Here is a 15,468-nt window from a genome sequence, read left to right as displayed (position 1 = left end):
CGGCGCGGCGAAGGACGAAGGGCAAAGGGCATGCACAAGATCTCCGACTTGAAAGTCCTGTACTTCGGGACCCCGGTGGTCCTGATCGGCTCCCGGAACGAGGACGGCTCGGCGAACATCTCGCCGATGTCCTCGGCCTGGTGGTTGGACGACTCCTGCATGCTGGGGCTCGGTAACAACGGTCAGACCGCGGCGAATCTGCTGCGCGAACGCGAGTGTGTGCTGAATCTCGCGTCCTCTTCGATGGTCGACGCCGTCGACAGGCTCGCGCTTCTGACCGCGAAAGCGGTGATACCGGACTATCGGCTGCACCAGGGTTACCGGTATGAGCGAGACAAGTTCGGGGTCTCGGGGCTGACCGAGCAGCCGGCGGAGTTGGTGCGGGCGCCGCGCGTCGAGGAGTGCCCCATCCAACTGGAGTGCGTGGTGGATGAGGCGCATCCGTTCGGCGGTCCGGAGACGGAGGCGACCGCCTTCCAGGTCAGGGTGGTGCGCATCCATGTCGAGGAGGAGTTGATCATCCCTGGGACCCAGTACGTGGACCCGCTGGGGTGGGATCCGCTCATCATGAAGTTCTGCGAGTTCTTCGGCGGCGGGCAGAACGTGCATCCGTCGAGGCTCGCCGAGGGCTGGAACATGCCGCATCAGCTTCAGCAGGCGACCGGCTCATAGCGGCTCGCTGCCGGGTGGGTGCCCCGGTCCGGTAGCTCTGAGCGGATCAGGCCGTGCGAGTGGGATCGTCGACGGTCGGCATGGCACCGTCGCGGTGGGCACGCTTGAGATCTTCCAGGTATGCCCGGGAGAACATGGCGGACAGGATCGCCATGCCGCCGCGGTGGATCCGGACCTCTCCGCCACTCACCCGTCCGGTGAGTCGCACCCGACGACCGCCCTGGGCCTTGGCTCCCTCGCCGTCCTTGACCTTGCCGGCGCCGGTCCACTGGATGCCCCACTGGTCGACGGTGGCGTCGGCGGGCAGCAGCAGCTTGACCATGCCGTGGTCGATGTCCAGGTCCAGTTCGATGTCACCATCGGCGATCTCCGGCGAGCGCAGGTCGATGACGGCCGCGCCGCGCCGGGTGCGGACCTGGAAGGTGCGCGCAGTCGTCCAGTTCCCCAGGTGCTTGGTCATGGTGTGGTCGGCGTGAACTCGGACTACCTCGGCGGTGCTGTTCTGTGTCATGAGTGAATAGTGTCACATGCACTAGTGTCTCTGCAACTACTTTCTCGAGATCGATTCGGCTCCTATCCGCACCACGAGGTTCCGCCGCCGCCGGCCGGCATGGAGTTGCCGGCGGGGGCGACCGGTCGCGCGTCCGCGATGCGCTCATCTGCGCGGGACAGCCCTGCGAAGCGGTGCCTCGCAGGGCTGTCGTCGCCTATAGGGCCTGGTCGTCGATACGTGCGGCCATCAGCCGCCGTCGTCGCAATGCTGGGTTTCCCAGCGTCCGGTCCGGTAGCTGTAACACTGGTAGCAGCCGGCCCTCCAGAGGCATTGGCCGGGCTGCCCCGGGGTGATGTGCTGGGCCGACGCGCAGACGCTCGGGTCGGAGGACTGCGCGGAGGCCTGCGCGATGCCGGTGCCGGTGACGAGGAGCGTGGATGCGGCCAGCGTGACGGCGAAGAATAAACGCTTGAGCATCAGAGACCACTCCCTGAGGTGAGGACCGAACCCCTGATCGACGGGGATGACGAGCGTCGGTTCCGGGTCTCGGGATACGCCGATGCGGCGCTGAACATCATTAAGACTAATCGTGGAATCAGATGAAATCTCCCAGACGGGGGCAAAACATCATTTCTGGCACATCACTGTATGAATATGATTAGCCGCATTCACCAGAGAAATTCGGTATTGCACTCAGCCGGCCGCTGTGAGGCTTTGAGCTGCTGATTCGTATCTCGATGGGGGAAATGAACGGCACTTCCCTGGGGGGTTCAATGCCGCACCATAGGACGGAAAATGACAGGCAAGGAAATCGGCGACATGGTAGGCGGACTCCCGTGGACACCGCGGCCCTGCCGGCTGATCCGAACGCAATCTCTCCAGTACGTGGATGAAAACCCACAGCAAAGGGGGCCCGGCGACGGAAAGCGCAAAGTCATGCCGCTCCTCTGAATGGCCGTCCTGCCGTCTCAATATCCGCCAACTTGCCTAGACGCGCCTGGATCTCAATGCCCACGATGGTTGGAGATCCGAAATCGCTGCAGGTCATGGCGATTCGGGGAGGAGGCAGCATGCCCAAGAATCGGCTGTCGGCGCCATTAGGCGCTGCAGTGCTCGGGGCTCTGGCGTTCGGGCTTACTCAAGCGCCGAATGGCCCCGCCGGCCTGAACTCGATGAACACGACCACGACGCTCAGCATGTCGAACCATGCGAAGGCGGCTGCGGTGACTCCGGTGCAACCTCCGCCACGCCCTGACCGTGCCCGGGAGGAGCGCCGCTTCCACGAGCGGTTCAGCGAGGAGCGCTACCGCGAGCGGTTCAGGGAGGACCGGCGCGCCCGCGACCGGTTCAGGGGAGACAGGCGCTTCCACGAGCGGTTCAGAGAGAACCGGCGCTTCCACGAGCGCTTCAGGGAAGACCGGCCGTTCCGTGACCGGTTCAGGGAGGACCGGCCGTTCCGGGAGCGGTTCGGCGAGGACCGGCGCGCCCGCGACCGGTTCAGCGAGGGCCGGCCGTTCCGTGACCGGTTCTGAGAGGAGGGTCAGGGGCGGTCACCTCTGACCCCAGGTCAGGTGTGGGCGGCCGTTCACAGGGCGGGCTCGCCTTGTAGCGGTCGCCCATCCGGCGCTGACGATCATCGTTTACGTCATCGTCTTCGCCTGGCTGGGAGCCTTGTTTCCTGCCCTCCACCAGGACGCCCGACGACCTGCTCGGCGGAACCCGGGTCGTCCCGGGATTGCGCGAAGTATCGTCCGACCATGGCCGATGATCCGCTGGAGTCACTGCGCCGGCTCTGCCTCGCGCTCCCCGAGACCACCGAACGCCTCAGCCATGGCGCGCCGACCTGGTTCATCCAGGACAAGAAGACGTTCGTGACGTACGCCGACCACCATCACGACGACCGGGTCGCGTTCTGGTGCGCCGCCCCGCCCGGCACCCAGGAGGCTCTGCTGGCCGAGGACCACGAGCGCTTCTTCCGCCCGCCGTATGTCGGCCACCGCGGCTGGCTCGGCGTCTACGTCGACGTCCCCCAGGACTGGGCCGAGATCGCCGAGATCGTCGCGGACGCCTACCGGACCGTCGCGCCCAAGCGCCTGGTCGCCCGCCTGGAGTGAGTACGGCCTGCACAAGGCGGCGATGACCGTGGAACGACGCGATACGGCCCTCGCGGACCCGGCGTCGATCTCAGTCGAGGAGCATCGCCTGCGGCACCCGGGGCGGGACGACCCGGCCCGTTTCATCCTCGGGCGTCGCGCACCAGCAGGGCCGCCTGAACACGATTCGAGCAGCCGAGCTTGGTCAGGATCCGGCTCACATAGGTTTTGATGGTCGTCTCACTCATGCCCAGCCGCCGGCCGATCTCGGCCACGAACCCCGCCGTGCCGTTCTGCAGGGCCCGCAGCACGTTGGCCTCGTCGCCGAACGACGTGAGCATCACGGTCCGCACCGCGGGCGCCTGCCGCAGGAGCTCCTCTGTCGCGCTCAGGCCGTCCATCACCGGCATCTTGATGTCGAGCAGTGCCACGTTGACGCGGTGCATGAGCGCCTGGTCCACGGCGGCCCGGCCGTTCTGCGCCTGCGCGACGACCTCGATGTCGGGCGCCTGGGCAACATCCCGAAGTTGCGGAGCGTCACCCAGTATCTGCCGGACCAGGTAGGCATGGTGATCATGCATATCACCGGGCCGCAGACTGAGCCGCGCTGGGCTCGCGACTACGGCCCGTGGACCGGGATCGGCCTCCTGGCGCTCTGGGCCGCCGCCGCTCTCATCGGCGGCTACCTGGTGTTACGTCGCCGCGACGCATGAGCCCTCCGTCGTCCGCCGTCAGTGGAGCTCCAGCCGGTTGCGCAGGAAACGGCGCTCGGCGTCGGTGGGTGCGAGGTCGAGCGCCGAGCGGTAGCTTTCGGCCGCCTCCTGTGCGCGGCCGGCGCGGCGCAGCAGGTCGGCACGTGTGGCGTGCAACAGGTAGTAGTCGTTGAGCTGCCCGGTTCCGGCGATCGCGTCGACCAGGGGTAGCGCCGCCTCGGGACCGTCGGCCATGCCGATCGCCACGGCACGGTTCAGGTCCACGATCGGGCTCGGCGCGATGCGCGCGAGTTGCGTGTACAGCCCGACGATCTGCGGCCAGTCCGTCTGGGCGGCGAGCGGCGCGGTCGCATGACACGCCGCGATGGCCGCCTGGAGCTGGAACGGCCCGGCGCGGCGCCGGCGTAGCGCTCGTTCGCAGATCGCGGCTCCTTCCGCGATCTGCGCCTGATCCCACAGCGAGCGGTCCTGCTCGTCCAGGGTGACCAGATCGCCGGCCGCGTCCACACGCGCCGGCCGCCGGGCATCGTGCAGCAACATCAGCGCGAGCACGCCGTGAGCTTCGGGCTCGTCGGGCATCAACGCAGTCAGCACCCGCGCGAGACGGATGGCCTCCTGGCAGAGCCGGGCCTTCCGCGAGTCTCCGTATCCTTCGTTGAACAGCAGATAGAGCACGTGGAGCACAGCGGGAAGGCGGTCCGGCAACAGGTGCGCGGGCGGCACCCGGAACGGGATGACCGCGTGCGCGACCTTCTGCTTGGCCCGGAAGAGGCGCTGGCCCATGGTGCGTTCCGGCACCAGGAACGCACGCGCGATCTCCGCGGTGCTCATGCCGGCCAGGCTCCGCAGGGTCAGCGCCACCTGGGCCTCGAGACTCAGCGACGGATGGCAGCAGGTGAACATGAGCTCCAGACGCTCGTCAGGGATCTCGCTGTCGCTCAGGTAGGGCGACGGCTCCGGGTCCATCGCGGCCACCTCCCGCAGCTTCGCCGCCTCGGTCGACGCGCGACGCATCCGGTCGATCGCGCGATGGCGTGCCGTGGTGGTCAGCCACGCCAGTGGCTGGTCCGGTACGCCTGATTCCGGCCAGCTTTGGAGCGCCTTCGCGAACGCGTCCTGCGCACACTCTTCGGCCAGGTTCCAGTCGCCGCCGGTGAACCGGATCATGGTGGCCACGATCCGGCTCCACCCGTCGGCGTAGATCCCGGCGATCCGGTCCTTCTCCTGACCTGTCACCGGCGTCATCCGTCTCAGCCGCTAGTCCTCGTCGTCCGGCCAGAACGGACGCAGCTCGATCATCCCCGCCCACGCCATCGGGTGCTTGGACGCGACGTCGATGGCTTCGTCGAGGTCGGCGCACTCGAGGATGTCGAAGCCGGCTATCTGGTCCTTGGTCTCCGCGTACGGGCCGTCGGTGAGCAGCACCTCACGGTTGCGGACGCGAACCGTGGTCGCGTCGCTCGCCGGCCGGGTGCGGTTGCCCATCAGCCGGACCCCCTTGCCGTCCATCTCCTTGACCCAGTCCTCGACATCCGGGGCGCCGTCGTCCTGGCCGGGCGTGTAGTTCGGGTCGGTGCACACCAGCATCAGGTACTTCATCGGACTGCTCCCATCGTGGAATCGGCGGTGGCCATCGCGGTGATCGTGGTGGTCATGTTCCGGCACAGCGTGACCAGGCGGTCGTTGAGCCCCTGCGGATCGGCCTCGGCACCTTCGCGGGCGCCGCTGGCGCCGGGGCCATGGGTGAACGAGTGATGGACCAGGGTGCTCCCCGGCTCGTCGCCTTCGCGCAGCTCATAGCGCCACGTCGAGCCGGCCAGGCCGGCGTCGTCCAGAACCGTCCAGGCGAAGACGCTCGGCTGCTCTGCTTCTACGACCACGCAGGTCACCATACTTTCGAATCCGCTGGGGAACCGGTTGCGGCCGATGAATCGGGCACCCGGCACCGGACCTCGGGCGTCGTCACACCAGGCGCCGCCGGTGGCCTCCGGGCTCCACTCGCCGATCCGGCCCACCGTGGTGACCAGGTCCCACATCCGCTCGCGTGGTATCGGGACGGTCAGGGCGACCGCCACCTGTGCTCCGGTGACCATGTCCATGAGTGTTCTCCTCTCCCGTTCGTCAGGTGGATGACGAACGGGCGGAGCCCTCTACTACAGCTCACATCAAGATTTTTTCGCGCAGCCGGCCAGTGTGGGACGGCGTGCCATTGCCGTTCACTGGTCGAGGTAGGCCAGGACGGCGAGGACGCGACGGTGGTCGCTGCCGGAGGGCGGTAGCCCCAGTTTGGCGAAGAGGGCGTTGATGTGGTTGTTGACCGATTTCTCGGCGATGACCAAATGGGCGGCGTTCGCAGCGTTGGATCGGCCCTCGGCCATCAGGCGCAGCACGTCTCGCTCACGCGGAGAGAGTACGGCCAGGGCGTCGCGCTGATGGAGCAACTGCGCGACCACTTCCGGGTCCATGACGGTGCCGCCGGCGGCGATCTGACGGATCGCTTCGACGAACTGCCGCACGTCACCTACGCGGTCCTTGAGGAGGTACCCGACCGCACCGTTGCGATCGGAGAGCAGTTCGCGGGCGTAGAGCCGTTCGACGTACTGGGAGAGGATCAGGATCGGAAGGCCGGGAACCTCCGACCGGGCGGCGATGGCGGCGCGCAACCCTTCGTCGGTGAACGTCGGGGGCAGGCGCACGTCGACCACGGCGACGTCGGGCCGGTGCGAGACGAGCGCTTCGGCCAGTCCCGCACCGTCGTCGATCGCGGCCACCACGTCGAAGCCGTACGCGGTCAGCATCCGGGTCAGTCCGTCGCGCAGCAGCAGTTGGTCCTCGGCGATCAGGACGCGCATGGCAACTCCATGTCGAGCACGGTCGGTCCGTCCGGGGGACTGGTGATGCGGAGGGTTCCGTCGAAGGCGGCCAGTCGCCGTTGGATGCCCCGAAGCCCCGTGCCGAGTGACGGGTCGGCGCCGCCGCGGCCGTCGTCGCGCACGGTGATGCGCAGCACGTGGGCGGCGTCCGCGACCGTGACCTGGATGTGCCGGGCGCCGCTGTGCCGGATGGCGTTGGCCAGCGACTCGGCGATGACGAAGTAGGCCGAGGATTCCACCGGGGCGGCGAGACGCCGGTCGAGTCGCAGATCCAGTTCGACGGGGATGCCGCTGGACACCGCCAGCGCCTGCACCGCTCCGGCCAGGCCGCGGTCGGCCAGCACCGGCGGGTGGATGCCGCGCACCAGGTCGCGCAGTTCGGTCAGAGCCTCGCCCATGCCGGCCTTCGCCTCGGCCATGAGCGCTTTGGCGCCCGCCGGATCGGTGTCGATGACGTCCTCGGCCATGCCGAGATTCATGGACGCCGCCACGAGGCGCACCTGCGCGCCGTCATGCAGGTCGCGTTCGACGCGGCGTAGTTCCTTGGCGGAGGCGTCGACGGCGGCTGCCCTGGTGGCGGTCAGCCGGTTGACCCGCGCGGACAGCCGGGCGGTGGACGTGGGTCCCAACAGGGCGCGCGCCAGCCAGGCCTGACCGGTGACGAGATGCCGTGGCAGGCGGTAGGCCGCTATCACCAGCCCGACGCCGACTGGAACCAACAGCCACGTCAACGGGCCGGACCGGCCGGTGATCTCCAGCACTGCGGGGTCGTAGGGCGTACGGGTCGGCAGCAGCGCCCGCAGCAACGGCGCGGAAAGGCATTGCAGGGCCGCCAGCCATAGTCCGAGCCCGAGTGTCACGCCGAGCACGCCCGCCGCGAACTGACACGGCAGCCAGGCCAGGTCGCGCCAGGTGGCCGGGTCGCTCAGCGTGGCGCGCGCCCGGGCGAGCAGACCTGCGGGCGACGGAGCGTAGGGCGAGGCCACCGGTACGCCCAGCACCGCGGCGGCCCGGCGGCGTTGCAGGTCGGCCAGCCGGCGGGTCAGCAAGACGGCGACGAGGAAGAGCGGGATGCCCAGGCCCCCACCAGGCTCGTCGGTGCCGATATCAGCGTCAGGACGAGGAGGAACGGCGTGGCCAGCCCGATGACCACGTCGGTCAGCAGGTGCCCCAGCTCGCGCGTCCCGCGTGCGATCCTCTGCCGCATGGTGTGAATCCTCCCAGTTGCGTCTCGGAGCAGGCACGGATACCTCTCACGGCAGTAGCAGGCCCCAGTACAGCGCCCACGGCAGGAACACCAGGCCGCCGGTGAGGAGCACGCCGAGCCGTACCCGCCCGGCGCGGTCGAGGCTGCGGCGGTGGCGTCTCCACGCAAGCGCCGTGGCGAGCGTGGTGACGACGGTGGCCACGGTGAGCACCTGCAGGACGAGCCACGGCAGGGGCCGGCCGGCCACCACGGGGCCGACGACGTTCGCCGCCGTCGCCAGCATGAAACAGAGGTACAGCAAGGAACCCAAGGTGGTCGTCAGTCCGAGCGCGGCCAGCCAGCGGGCGGGACGCCGGACGAGCGGGGCGCCGCGGCGGCCGAGGACGCGGCGCACGGCCGCGGTCACCGGGTATCCGGCGAAGGCCGCCAGCAGTAGCGCGAAAACGGCGAGGTGCAGCCACGGCGACTCGTACCAGGCCGACGGCGTCAGCGGGCGGCTCATCTGGTTCGGCTGCGGAACCGTCCCCACGGTGGCCGGCGGCACGTCGTGGGCCAGGCCGTCGATCCAGGAGGCCTCGAATTCGCCGTAGCCGGGTGGGAGGCTGTCGATCCGGTCGAAGCCGTCGTCGGCGGTGAGGTTCAGGTCGTGCCGGACCCCGGGAACGAACCGGATCGTGTACCGGGTGTCGCCGCCGCGCTCCAGCGCCTGGCGGATGATCCGGCTGCTCTCCGCGGGCAGGGCTTCACGGTCGAACTCACCCCACTGCGCGAGTACCGGCTGGTGTACGTTCTGCCACGCGGGCACCGGGTCGTAGTCGGCCTCGGGGAACAGGCCGGCGCCGACCAGCAGCCGGAGGCCCGTCTCCTGCATCGTGCGCGGCAGCGAGCCGGACACCCCGGCATGCCGGAGGAATTGACCGTACCCCCATGCCGTCTGCGCGGCCGGGGTGCTGCCTACCGCCCCGACCGTGATCAGGAACTTCGGGTCGGCCGAGCGGGCGGCCGCCAGCGAGGCGACCCAGGCCCCTTCCGACTGGGCCCACAGCCCGAGACGTGCCGGGTCGACGTCGGCGCGGGCACGCATCAGGCGCAACGCGGCGAGCGCGTCGTCGGCCAGCACCGAGTAGTCGCGATGGAACAGGGAGTACCCGATGGTCCGCTTGTCGTAGATGAGCGTCACGATGCCGAGACGGGCGAATGCCTCGGCCTCCGCGCGCAACTCCCCCCGGCCGCGGGTTCCCGCGCCCTGCACCATGACCAGGGCGGGCCGGCGTCGCGTCGCCGACGCCGGTGCCAGAACGGTTCCGCGCAGCACCACCCCGCCGTCGCCGGAGAAGGACACCTCGGTCGTGGTCAGGCCGCCCGGCGCGGCGTGCGCGGGACCGGCCGACAGGACGACCGCGGACAGCGCGACCGCCCAGAGAGCGAGCGGGAGCGACATCCACCGTCTCGCCGTGGACGCGCCGGCTCCTTCAGTGGTCCTCGCGTGAGCTGTCGTAGGCCGCATGGCACATCCTCGTCGGATCAGGGACGCGGCCTTCGGCGCCGCGTCCGTTGATCAAAGACTGGCCGGGCTCGCCGAGCGCGGGCCAGGGCTCCGGCACCTCACCGATGGGGGTGCGGGCACCTGGGCGAGTTCGGGTGTCCGCACCATCGGCACGGCCCGGAGACCGGCCTAGGCTGAGTAAGAGTGACGGCGCGGATACCGCGAAAGCACCACGTCGGCCGACGGATCAGAAGAAGCCCGGTCCTCGGGTATCGGCCCGGAACGAGCACCGCCCGTGCGTCCATTCCCGGAGCTTTTCGTCGACCTCCGCCAGCGGCACGCCATGGACCCGGTGGAGGTTGATGGCCACTGGCGTACCGAATGCCAACATGTGCGTGAGCAGACCGACATCGACGCTCTCACCCTCCGCAGCGGCGGTTCGGGCCAGTTCTTCAGCGACCTCCCGGGCGCGGATCGGGGGAACGGGCCTCACGAAGATCGAGGCGGGCACCGCGTCCATGACGGCGACAGGGTGAAGGCCTGCACACCAGAAAGGATGTCCGTCGCTGTTCGGCCGGTAGCCGCAACCCTCGACCAGGTCCCACGGAACATGGAGCGGAAACGTGCCGGCGAAGGCGGCACTGTAGTCCAAGCCTGCGGGAGTCAGCCGCATCGCCGGCACCCCCCGCCGCCGCCAGAACGCCCAATTCATCAGGTGTGTCACGTGCGTGTCCACCACCCAGAACGCCAGCAGGAGGAGCAGGCCTCCCGCCGAGTAGGCCAAGCCGAGGGCGAATCCGTGAATGTGCTGTGAGACCCACCGGAGCGTCAGGTACCCCCCGGCGAGCACAGCCACGGTCAGGCAGAGGATCACGACGCTCGGTAATGCCCGGTCCTTGCTGGTGATCAGCAGGTACTCCTCGCCGGTCGGGCTCGTCTCCATCAGCCTCCGTCCCGGGTCGTCATCCTCGACCGTCTCCGCATCCTTCGCGGCGTGAGATCGATGTCGAGCGCCTCATGGCCCGTTATCTCACACCGGCGCAGGCAGGCAAAGATCGCGTCGGAAGTCCGACGGTGATCGCCTGGCCCGGCCTGTCGGTCAGGGACGCGGACCCTCACCCGCCGCCAGGAGCCGCGACCCGACGACGCGCGCGACCTCCTGGAGCTCGGGGCACCTCACGATCCGGTACGGCACCGGGATCGCCGCGAGCTGCTCGGCGTACCACCACGGGTTGCTGGTGCTGCCGACCAGGCGGGTGGTCTCGGCATCGAGCGGCTCGAGCCGTCCGAGAGCGCGGGGGAGGCGATGCGCGAGGGCGTCGACCGGCGCATCGATGACGACCTCGGCGTCGTACTCCCACCCGACGGCGAGATGCTCCTCGAGCATGGAGACCGGGTCGAGGTCGGCGGGTGGGCTGAAGGGGTCGTCGAGCACCTCCACTCCGCGGACCCGGTCGATCCGGTACGCCCGGCGGGCCTGCCTGCTGTGGGACCAGCACAGCAGATACCACCGGCCGTGGCGGACGACGACCGCCCACGGGTCGACCTCGGTGACCCACTCCGACCCGGCCTCGGAGCGGTAGCCGAGTCGTACCCGCCGGTGGTTCGAGCAGGCCTGCACGAGGGCGGTCGTGGTCTCGGGGTCGGGCCGGGCGGCGGCGCGATCGGGGGCGGGCGCCGTGGTCCGGCGTACGGCCTCTGCCTGCGCGGCCACGGACTCGGGGAGTGCCCGCACGATCTTGCCGAGCGCGCTGCCGACCGGGTCCGTGGGATCGCTCGCGTCGTGATGGCCGTCGAGCACGGCCATCACCAGGCCGAGGGCCTCGACGGCGCTGAACATCAGGGGCGGGAGCCGGAGGCCGCGGCCGACGCGGTAGCCCCCGTAGGGGCCCCGGACGGACTCGATCGGGATGCCGGCCTCGCGGAGGATGCCGACGTACCGCCGGGCTGCCCGCTCCGAGACGCCGAGCTTGTCGGCGAGCCGGTCCGCGGTGATGCCCGGGCTGCCCTGGACCAGTTCGAGAGCCATCAGCGCCCGTGCCGTCGGGCTCGCGTCGGATCTCACCGCACCCTCACAATCCGGAAGCAGAACATCCGGAATGGAACGTAGCACGCGACGGTCGCCTCAGCGTCGGGCGGTCGCGCAGGTGATGCAGGTCTTCGCCGCTGGGCGGACCTTCAGGCGTTCGACCGCGACGGGGCGTCCGCACCTCTCGCACACCCCGTACGTCCCGTCGTTGAGCCGTTCCATCGCCGTGTCCAAATCGGCGAGATGGCTCTGCGCCTGGTCGAGCAGGGACTGGACATGGGCGCGCTCGAAGGCGGTGGACGACCCCTCGGGGTCGTGCTCGTCATCGGTGGCCACCAGCGCGGCCGACTGGACGATGGCGTCCCAGTCGCGTGTCAGCGAGGCGACTCGCTCCAGGGTCCGCTCGCGGTCGGCGCCGAGGAGATCCCGCATGATCGCCTGATCCGCGGGGGAAAGAGCGGCGCCCTGAGATCGCTCAGCCATCACGATTCACCACCTCTTCACGATCCCCGATTTCGTCAGGCTCACGCCGCACAGTGGACCACGCGACCTCCCGGAAGCGGAACCTGCGGAGTCGAGAACGCCGGCGATTCGACTGCTTCACCGCGAGCGGGCGAGCCGGAACCCGAGGTCGTCGATGCGGAAGGTCGGGTGACTCTTGCGGCGGCACGACGCCCGGCATCCGCGGGGTCGATCATGCGCACCTCCGCCGCGGAATACGCGGTACGGCCCGTAGACGCCGGGATCGTAGAGGTCCCAGCACCACTCCCACACGTTGCCGATCATGTCGTGGAGGCCCCACGCGTTCGGCGCCTTGGTTGCGACATCGCGTATTTCACCGCCGGAGTTCTCGCGGTACCAGGCGATCTCGTCCAGTTCTCCGTAGCGGACGCCGGAGGTCCCGGCCCTGCACGCGTACTCCCACTCCGCCTCGGACGGGAGGCGGTAGCCGTCCGCCTCCCAGTCGCAGACCACGTCCTGACCGTCGGGGTCGTCACCCATCGAGTAGCAGGGTTCGAGCCCCGCTCCCTGCGAGAGCAGGTTGCAGAACCGAACGGCCTCCTTCCAGGAGACCTCGGTCACCGGCGTCCGCGGCCCCGCCGGGCTCGCGGGCGCCTCCCCTCGAACCGCGTCATACAACTCGCGGGTCACGGGGTACGGCGCCAGCAGGAAGGCCCCGACCTCGACCCTCCAGTCCGTCCTCGTGCCCTCGTCCCGCAGGACGATCTCCCCGGCAGGTATCTCGATCATGCGCTCGGCGATCGGGAGAGCGGTTCCAGGAACTCCAGACGATTGCCGTGCGGGTCCTCGCTGTAGAAGCGGCGCATCCCTGGAAAGTCGTCGTCGAAGACGACGGGGTACCCGGCCTCGCTCAGGCGCCGGGCCCACTGGTCGATCTCCTGGACCAGGAGGCCGGGGTGCGCCTTGCGGGCCGGGCGGAAGTCGGATTCGACGCCCAGGTGCAACTCGATGCCGTGGCCGCGGAACCAGCACCCGCCACGTGCGGCGAGCACGGGAGGCTTGGGGATCTCGGCCAGACCGAGCACGCCTTCATAGAAGACCCGGAGGGCGGGTTCGCTTCCGGGGGGACAGGCCAATTGGACGTGATGCAGCATGGACGGCTCCTGTTCCCTTCTATCTTGACGTGAAGATACTTCATCCCCTGGTGCAGTGGATCGCGATCAGCCGGCTGAACCTTGATCCGCGCCGTGAACGGCCCGGTCGACGGCGTTGTGGCGATGAGGCCGGAGGTCACCCGTCGCCGAGCGACAGTTCGTCCAGCGGCAGGGACCGCAGGAAGTCCTCGGCATCGAAGATCTCCCCGGCGGTGACGACGCCGGCGGCCCGGGTGCGGCCGGTCAGGATCCGCTCGGTGGCCTCCACCACGATCGGCGCGGTGACGGCGTAGATGTCACGGCCGCGCGCCGACGCCCGCCGCTCCTCCTCCCCCCGGCGGACGACGACCTCGACCAGGAAGACCTGGGCCGATCGGCCGCTGGCGTCAGTGGCCTGCGGGCCCTTGGTCTCCGGGTCGCCGAGGTCCTTCAGCGGGGCGACGTTCAGGAAGGTGTTGATCCGCGCGGTGTCCAGGTGCCGGGAGACGGTGATCACGTCGGTGGTGGAGAACTGCCCTACGACGTCCTGGGTGCCGAAGGGCGCGGAGAATGTCCAGGTCCCCTTCGGCGGCGGCTCGTCGCCCGCGAGGACCTGGAGGTGATGGTCGGAGAAGACCACCCGCCGCCCCGCCCGGCGCCGGCCGGCCAGCAGGGTTCCGCGGGTCGGGTGCCAGCTGTCCAGGGCCACCGCGATCGAGATCTCGTCGGCCGCAGGCCAGTCACCGATCGCGACGGTGGCGAGCAGGTCGCCCAGCGCGCCGTAGAACGCCATCACCGGTGCCACCACGATGCCCGCCTCCTTCACTCGCGGGTCATCCCGGTAGGTGTCGAAGGTGTCGACCGCCACCAGGGTCTCGCCCGTGACGTCCAGGTAGTGGATCCCGGCGCGCAGCGCGGCTTCGATCAGCGGCGGGGCCGTGTCGGCGAACGGCCCGGCACAGTTGATCACCGCGGCCGCGCCGGCGATCGCCTGGTCGAGCGAGGCGGGGACGTCGGCCGAGGCGACCCTCCACTCCACGCCGGGGTGGACGGCGGCGGCCGCCTCAAGCTTCGCCGCGTCCCGCCCGGACAGCACCGGCGTCCAACCGCGCGCCAGCAACTCCGCCGTCACGAACCGGGCGGTGTGCCCGTAGGCGCCGAACACGGCGACCACCGGCTTCGCGGGTCCGTGATCAGGTCGGTCGTTGGTCTCGATCATCAGGTCTCTCCAGCCGTGGGAACTCCTTCGATCCTGCCGAGCGGTGCCGTCGGGGGCCACCGTCCTCGACGTCAACCTGCGCTAGATTCGCGCCATGCGCCCCCATCGCGTCGTCATGGCTGTCACCGACGACATGCCGATCTTCGAAGCGGCCGTCCCGTGTCAGATCTTCGGCGTCGACCGGCCGCACCTGGCCGATCCGTGGTACGAGTTCTCGGTGGTCCCGGTCGGGAGCGGGCCGGTGCGGCTGAGCCCGGGATTCACCCTCCCCCCGGTCCGTCACGGGTGGGATCTGGAATCGGCGGACACGCTCGTCGTCCCGGCCTGCACGAATGTGCACGACGACCCGCCGGCGGAGTTGGTGGAGGTCGTTCGGAATGCGTACCAGCGGGGGATCCGGATCCTGTCCATCTGTTCCGGCGCCTTCGTCCTGGCCGCCGCCGGGGTGCTCGACGGGCGCAGGGCCACCACTCACTGGCTGCACGCGGAGGAGCTGAGCCACCGCTATCCCGCCGTCCGGGTCGACCCGTCCGTGCTCTACGTGGAGGACTCCAATGTGATCACCTCCGCGGGGACGGTGGCCGGCATCGACGCCTGCCTGCACGTGGTGCGGGTCGACCACGGCGCCGCGGTGGCCGCCGAGTTGGCCCGCCGCCTGGTCACCCCGCCGCACCGGGAGGGCGGGCAGGCTCAGTACCACCGCCCGGTCTCGCCCGCGGTCCGCGACGACTGGCTGGCCACCCTGCTGGACTGGGCCGGCGAGCACCTGCATCTGCCGTTGTCCACCGCCGACCTGGCCGCTCAGGCCAATGTCAGCGTGCGCACCGTCGAGCGCCGATTCGCCGAGGCGCTCGGGATGTCGCCGCTGCGCTGGCTGCTGCAGCAGCGGGTGCGCCGGGCCCAGCAGTTCCTGGAGACCAGCGACCGGCCGATCGGATGGATCGCCGCCACCTGCGGCTTCGGCGGGCCGGCCAGTCTGCGGGCGCATTTCGCCCGGATCGTCGGAGTGTCGCCCACCGCCTACCGGCGGACGTTCCACGAACGGCCCGGTGCGGTGCGGATCGCCAGCTGACCGGGCCGCTCAACTG

At 69.7% G+C, this 15,468-nt stretch carries 22 protein-coding genes; 6 read left to right on the top strand and 16 right to left on the bottom strand.

What is annotated here, in order from left to right; translation table 11 throughout:
- Positions 1–30: 30 nt before the first annotated feature.
- Complete coding sequence (locus Pmi06nite_RS10250) at positions 31–672, top strand: flavin reductase family protein (protein WP_203952662.1); 642 nt, start codon at positions 31–33, stop codon at positions 670–672.
- Positions 673–718: 46 nt separating this feature from the next.
- Here Pmi06nite_RS10250 and Pmi06nite_RS10245 read toward each other — a convergent pair whose 3' ends face one another.
- Together Pmi06nite_RS10245 and Pmi06nite_RS10240 are read right to left on the bottom strand one after the other, a co-directional pair.
- On the bottom strand, positions 719–1,183 hold the full coding sequence (locus tag Pmi06nite_RS10245; RefSeq protein ID WP_203952661.1) for a hypothetical protein: 465 nt from the start codon (positions 1,181–1,183) through the stop codon (positions 719–721).
- A 228-nt stretch (positions 1,184–1,411) separates the two neighbouring features.
- Positions 1,412–1,642 (bottom strand): hypothetical protein, encoded by a 231-nt coding sequence (locus tag Pmi06nite_RS10240; RefSeq protein ID WP_203952660.1) that lies wholly within the window; start codon positions 1,640–1,642, stop codon positions 1,412–1,414.
- A gap of 593 nt (positions 1,643–2,235) precedes the next feature.
- Here Pmi06nite_RS10240 and Pmi06nite_RS10235 point away from each other — a divergent pair.
- Both Pmi06nite_RS10235 and Pmi06nite_RS10230 read left to right on the top strand, forming a co-directional pair.
- Complete coding sequence (locus Pmi06nite_RS10235) at positions 2,236–2,697, top strand: hypothetical protein (protein ID WP_203952659.1); 462 nt, start codon at positions 2,236–2,238, stop codon at positions 2,695–2,697.
- 225 nt (positions 2,698–2,922) lie between these two features.
- Positions 2,923–3,279 (top strand): MmcQ/YjbR family DNA-binding protein, encoded by a 357-nt coding sequence (locus Pmi06nite_RS10230; protein WP_203952658.1) that lies wholly within the window; start codon positions 2,923–2,925, stop codon positions 3,277–3,279.
- 122 nt (positions 3,280–3,401) lie between these two features.
- Here the strand turns inward: Pmi06nite_RS10230 and Pmi06nite_RS10225 are convergent, their stop codons facing one another.
- Positions 3,402–3,758 carry a response regulator transcription factor gene (locus Pmi06nite_RS10225; protein WP_308442490.1) on the bottom strand — a complete coding sequence of 119 codons (357 nt, stop codon included), beginning with the start codon at positions 3,756–3,758 and terminating at the stop codon, positions 3,402–3,404.
- Between Pmi06nite_RS10225 and Pmi06nite_RS41830 the strand changes: the two genes are divergently transcribed.
- Positions 3,699–3,971, top strand: a complete 273-nt coding sequence (locus Pmi06nite_RS41830; RefSeq protein ID WP_239113799.1) for a hypothetical protein — start codon at positions 3,699–3,701, stop codon at positions 3,969–3,971. The genes Pmi06nite_RS10225 and Pmi06nite_RS41830 overlap by 60 nt on opposite strands.
- Before the next feature lie 18 nt (positions 3,972–3,989).
- Here Pmi06nite_RS41830 and Pmi06nite_RS10215 read toward each other — a convergent pair whose 3' ends face one another.
- The 7 genes from Pmi06nite_RS10215 to Pmi06nite_RS10185 form a co-directional block, all read right to left on the bottom strand.
- On the bottom strand, positions 3,990–5,207 hold the full coding sequence (locus tag Pmi06nite_RS10215) for an RNA polymerase sigma factor (RefSeq protein WP_239113791.1): 1,218 nt from the start codon (positions 5,205–5,207) through the stop codon (positions 3,990–3,992).
- A 21-nt stretch (positions 5,208–5,228) separates the two neighbouring features.
- Positions 5,229–5,570, bottom strand: coding sequence for a YciI family protein (locus Pmi06nite_RS10210; protein ID WP_203952654.1), 342 nt, complete (start codon positions 5,568–5,570; stop codon positions 5,229–5,231).
- Positions 5,567–6,070, bottom strand: a complete 504-nt coding sequence (locus Pmi06nite_RS10205) for an SRPBCC family protein (RefSeq protein ID WP_203952653.1) — start codon at positions 6,068–6,070, stop codon at positions 5,567–5,569. The genes Pmi06nite_RS10210 and Pmi06nite_RS10205 overlap by 4 nt, the downstream gene beginning before the upstream one ends.
- A 117-nt stretch (positions 6,071–6,187) precedes the next feature.
- Entirely contained in the window at positions 6,188–6,823 is a 636-nt protein-coding gene (locus Pmi06nite_RS10200; RefSeq protein WP_203952652.1) for a response regulator, read from the bottom strand.
- Complete coding sequence (locus tag Pmi06nite_RS10195; protein ID WP_203952651.1) at positions 6,811–7,893, bottom strand: sensor histidine kinase; 1,083 nt, start codon at positions 7,891–7,893, stop codon at positions 6,811–6,813. The genes Pmi06nite_RS10200 and Pmi06nite_RS10195 overlap by 13 nt, the downstream gene beginning before the upstream one ends.
- Positions 7,887–8,051: a hypothetical protein gene (locus tag Pmi06nite_RS10190; RefSeq protein ID WP_203952650.1), complete on the bottom strand. Its 165-nt coding sequence runs from the start codon at positions 8,049–8,051 to the stop codon at positions 7,887–7,889. Before Pmi06nite_RS10190 ends, Pmi06nite_RS10195 begins: the two co-directional genes overlap by 7 nt.
- A 46-nt stretch (positions 8,052–8,097) precedes the next feature.
- On the bottom strand, positions 8,098–9,492 hold the full coding sequence (locus Pmi06nite_RS10185; protein WP_203952649.1) for an alpha/beta hydrolase family protein: 1,395 nt from the start codon (positions 9,490–9,492) through the stop codon (positions 8,098–8,100).
- Between the two features lie 64 nt (positions 9,493–9,556).
- On the opposite strand from Pmi06nite_RS10185, the gene Pmi06nite_RS10180 reads away from it, so the two are divergent.
- Positions 9,557–9,730 carry a hypothetical protein gene (locus Pmi06nite_RS10180; protein WP_203952648.1) on the top strand — a complete coding sequence of 58 codons (174 nt, stop codon included), beginning with the start codon at positions 9,557–9,559 and terminating at the stop codon, positions 9,728–9,730.
- A gap of 54 nt (positions 9,731–9,784) precedes the next feature.
- Here the strand turns inward: Pmi06nite_RS10180 and Pmi06nite_RS10175 are convergent, their stop codons facing one another.
- The 6 genes from Pmi06nite_RS10175 to Pmi06nite_RS10150 all read right to left on the bottom strand — a co-directional run bounded on the left by Pmi06nite_RS10175 (position 9,785) and on the right by Pmi06nite_RS10150 (position 14,380).
- Positions 9,785–10,480: a hypothetical protein gene (locus Pmi06nite_RS10175; RefSeq protein ID WP_203952647.1), complete on the bottom strand. Its 696-nt coding sequence runs from the start codon at positions 10,478–10,480 to the stop codon at positions 9,785–9,787.
- 156 nt (positions 10,481–10,636) lie between these two features.
- A complete protein-coding gene (locus Pmi06nite_RS10170) occupies positions 10,637–11,602 on the bottom strand; it encodes a helix-turn-helix transcriptional regulator (protein WP_203952646.1) in 966 nt (321 codons plus the stop codon).
- Positions 11,603–11,662: 60 nt separating this feature from the next.
- The gene (locus Pmi06nite_RS10165; protein ID WP_203952645.1) at positions 11,663–12,049 is read right to left on the bottom strand and encodes a TraR/DksA family transcriptional regulator; all 387 of its coding nucleotides are present in this window, start codon (positions 12,047–12,049) and stop codon (positions 11,663–11,665) included.
- 117 nt (positions 12,050–12,166) lie between these two features.
- Complete coding sequence (locus Pmi06nite_RS10160; protein ID WP_203952644.1) at positions 12,167–12,817, bottom strand: formylglycine-generating enzyme family protein; 651 nt, start codon at positions 12,815–12,817, stop codon at positions 12,167–12,169.
- On the bottom strand, positions 12,814–13,182 hold the full coding sequence (locus tag Pmi06nite_RS10155; RefSeq protein WP_203952643.1) for a VOC family protein: 369 nt from the start codon (positions 13,180–13,182) through the stop codon (positions 12,814–12,816). The genes Pmi06nite_RS10160 and Pmi06nite_RS10155 overlap by 4 nt, the downstream gene beginning before the upstream one ends.
- A gap of 136 nt (positions 13,183–13,318) precedes the next feature.
- Complete coding sequence (locus Pmi06nite_RS10150; RefSeq protein ID WP_203952642.1) at positions 13,319–14,380, bottom strand: saccharopine dehydrogenase family protein; 1,062 nt, start codon at positions 14,378–14,380, stop codon at positions 13,319–13,321.
- A 94-nt stretch (positions 14,381–14,474) separates the two neighbouring features.
- Between Pmi06nite_RS10150 and Pmi06nite_RS10145 the strand changes: the two genes are divergently transcribed.
- Positions 14,475–15,452 carry a helix-turn-helix domain-containing protein gene (locus tag Pmi06nite_RS10145; RefSeq protein ID WP_239113790.1) on the top strand — a complete coding sequence of 326 codons (978 nt, stop codon included), beginning with the start codon at positions 14,475–14,477 and terminating at the stop codon, positions 15,450–15,452.
- Positions 15,453–15,468: the final 16 nt, after the last annotated feature.

This window comes from Planotetraspora mira, assembly GCF_016863275.1.
Lineage (GTDB): Bacteria > Actinomycetota > Actinomycetes > Streptosporangiales > Streptosporangiaceae > Planotetraspora > Planotetraspora mira.
The sequence above is the reverse complement of the archived record's forward strand: the minus strand, read 5'-3'. Positions and strand labels throughout refer to the sequence as shown.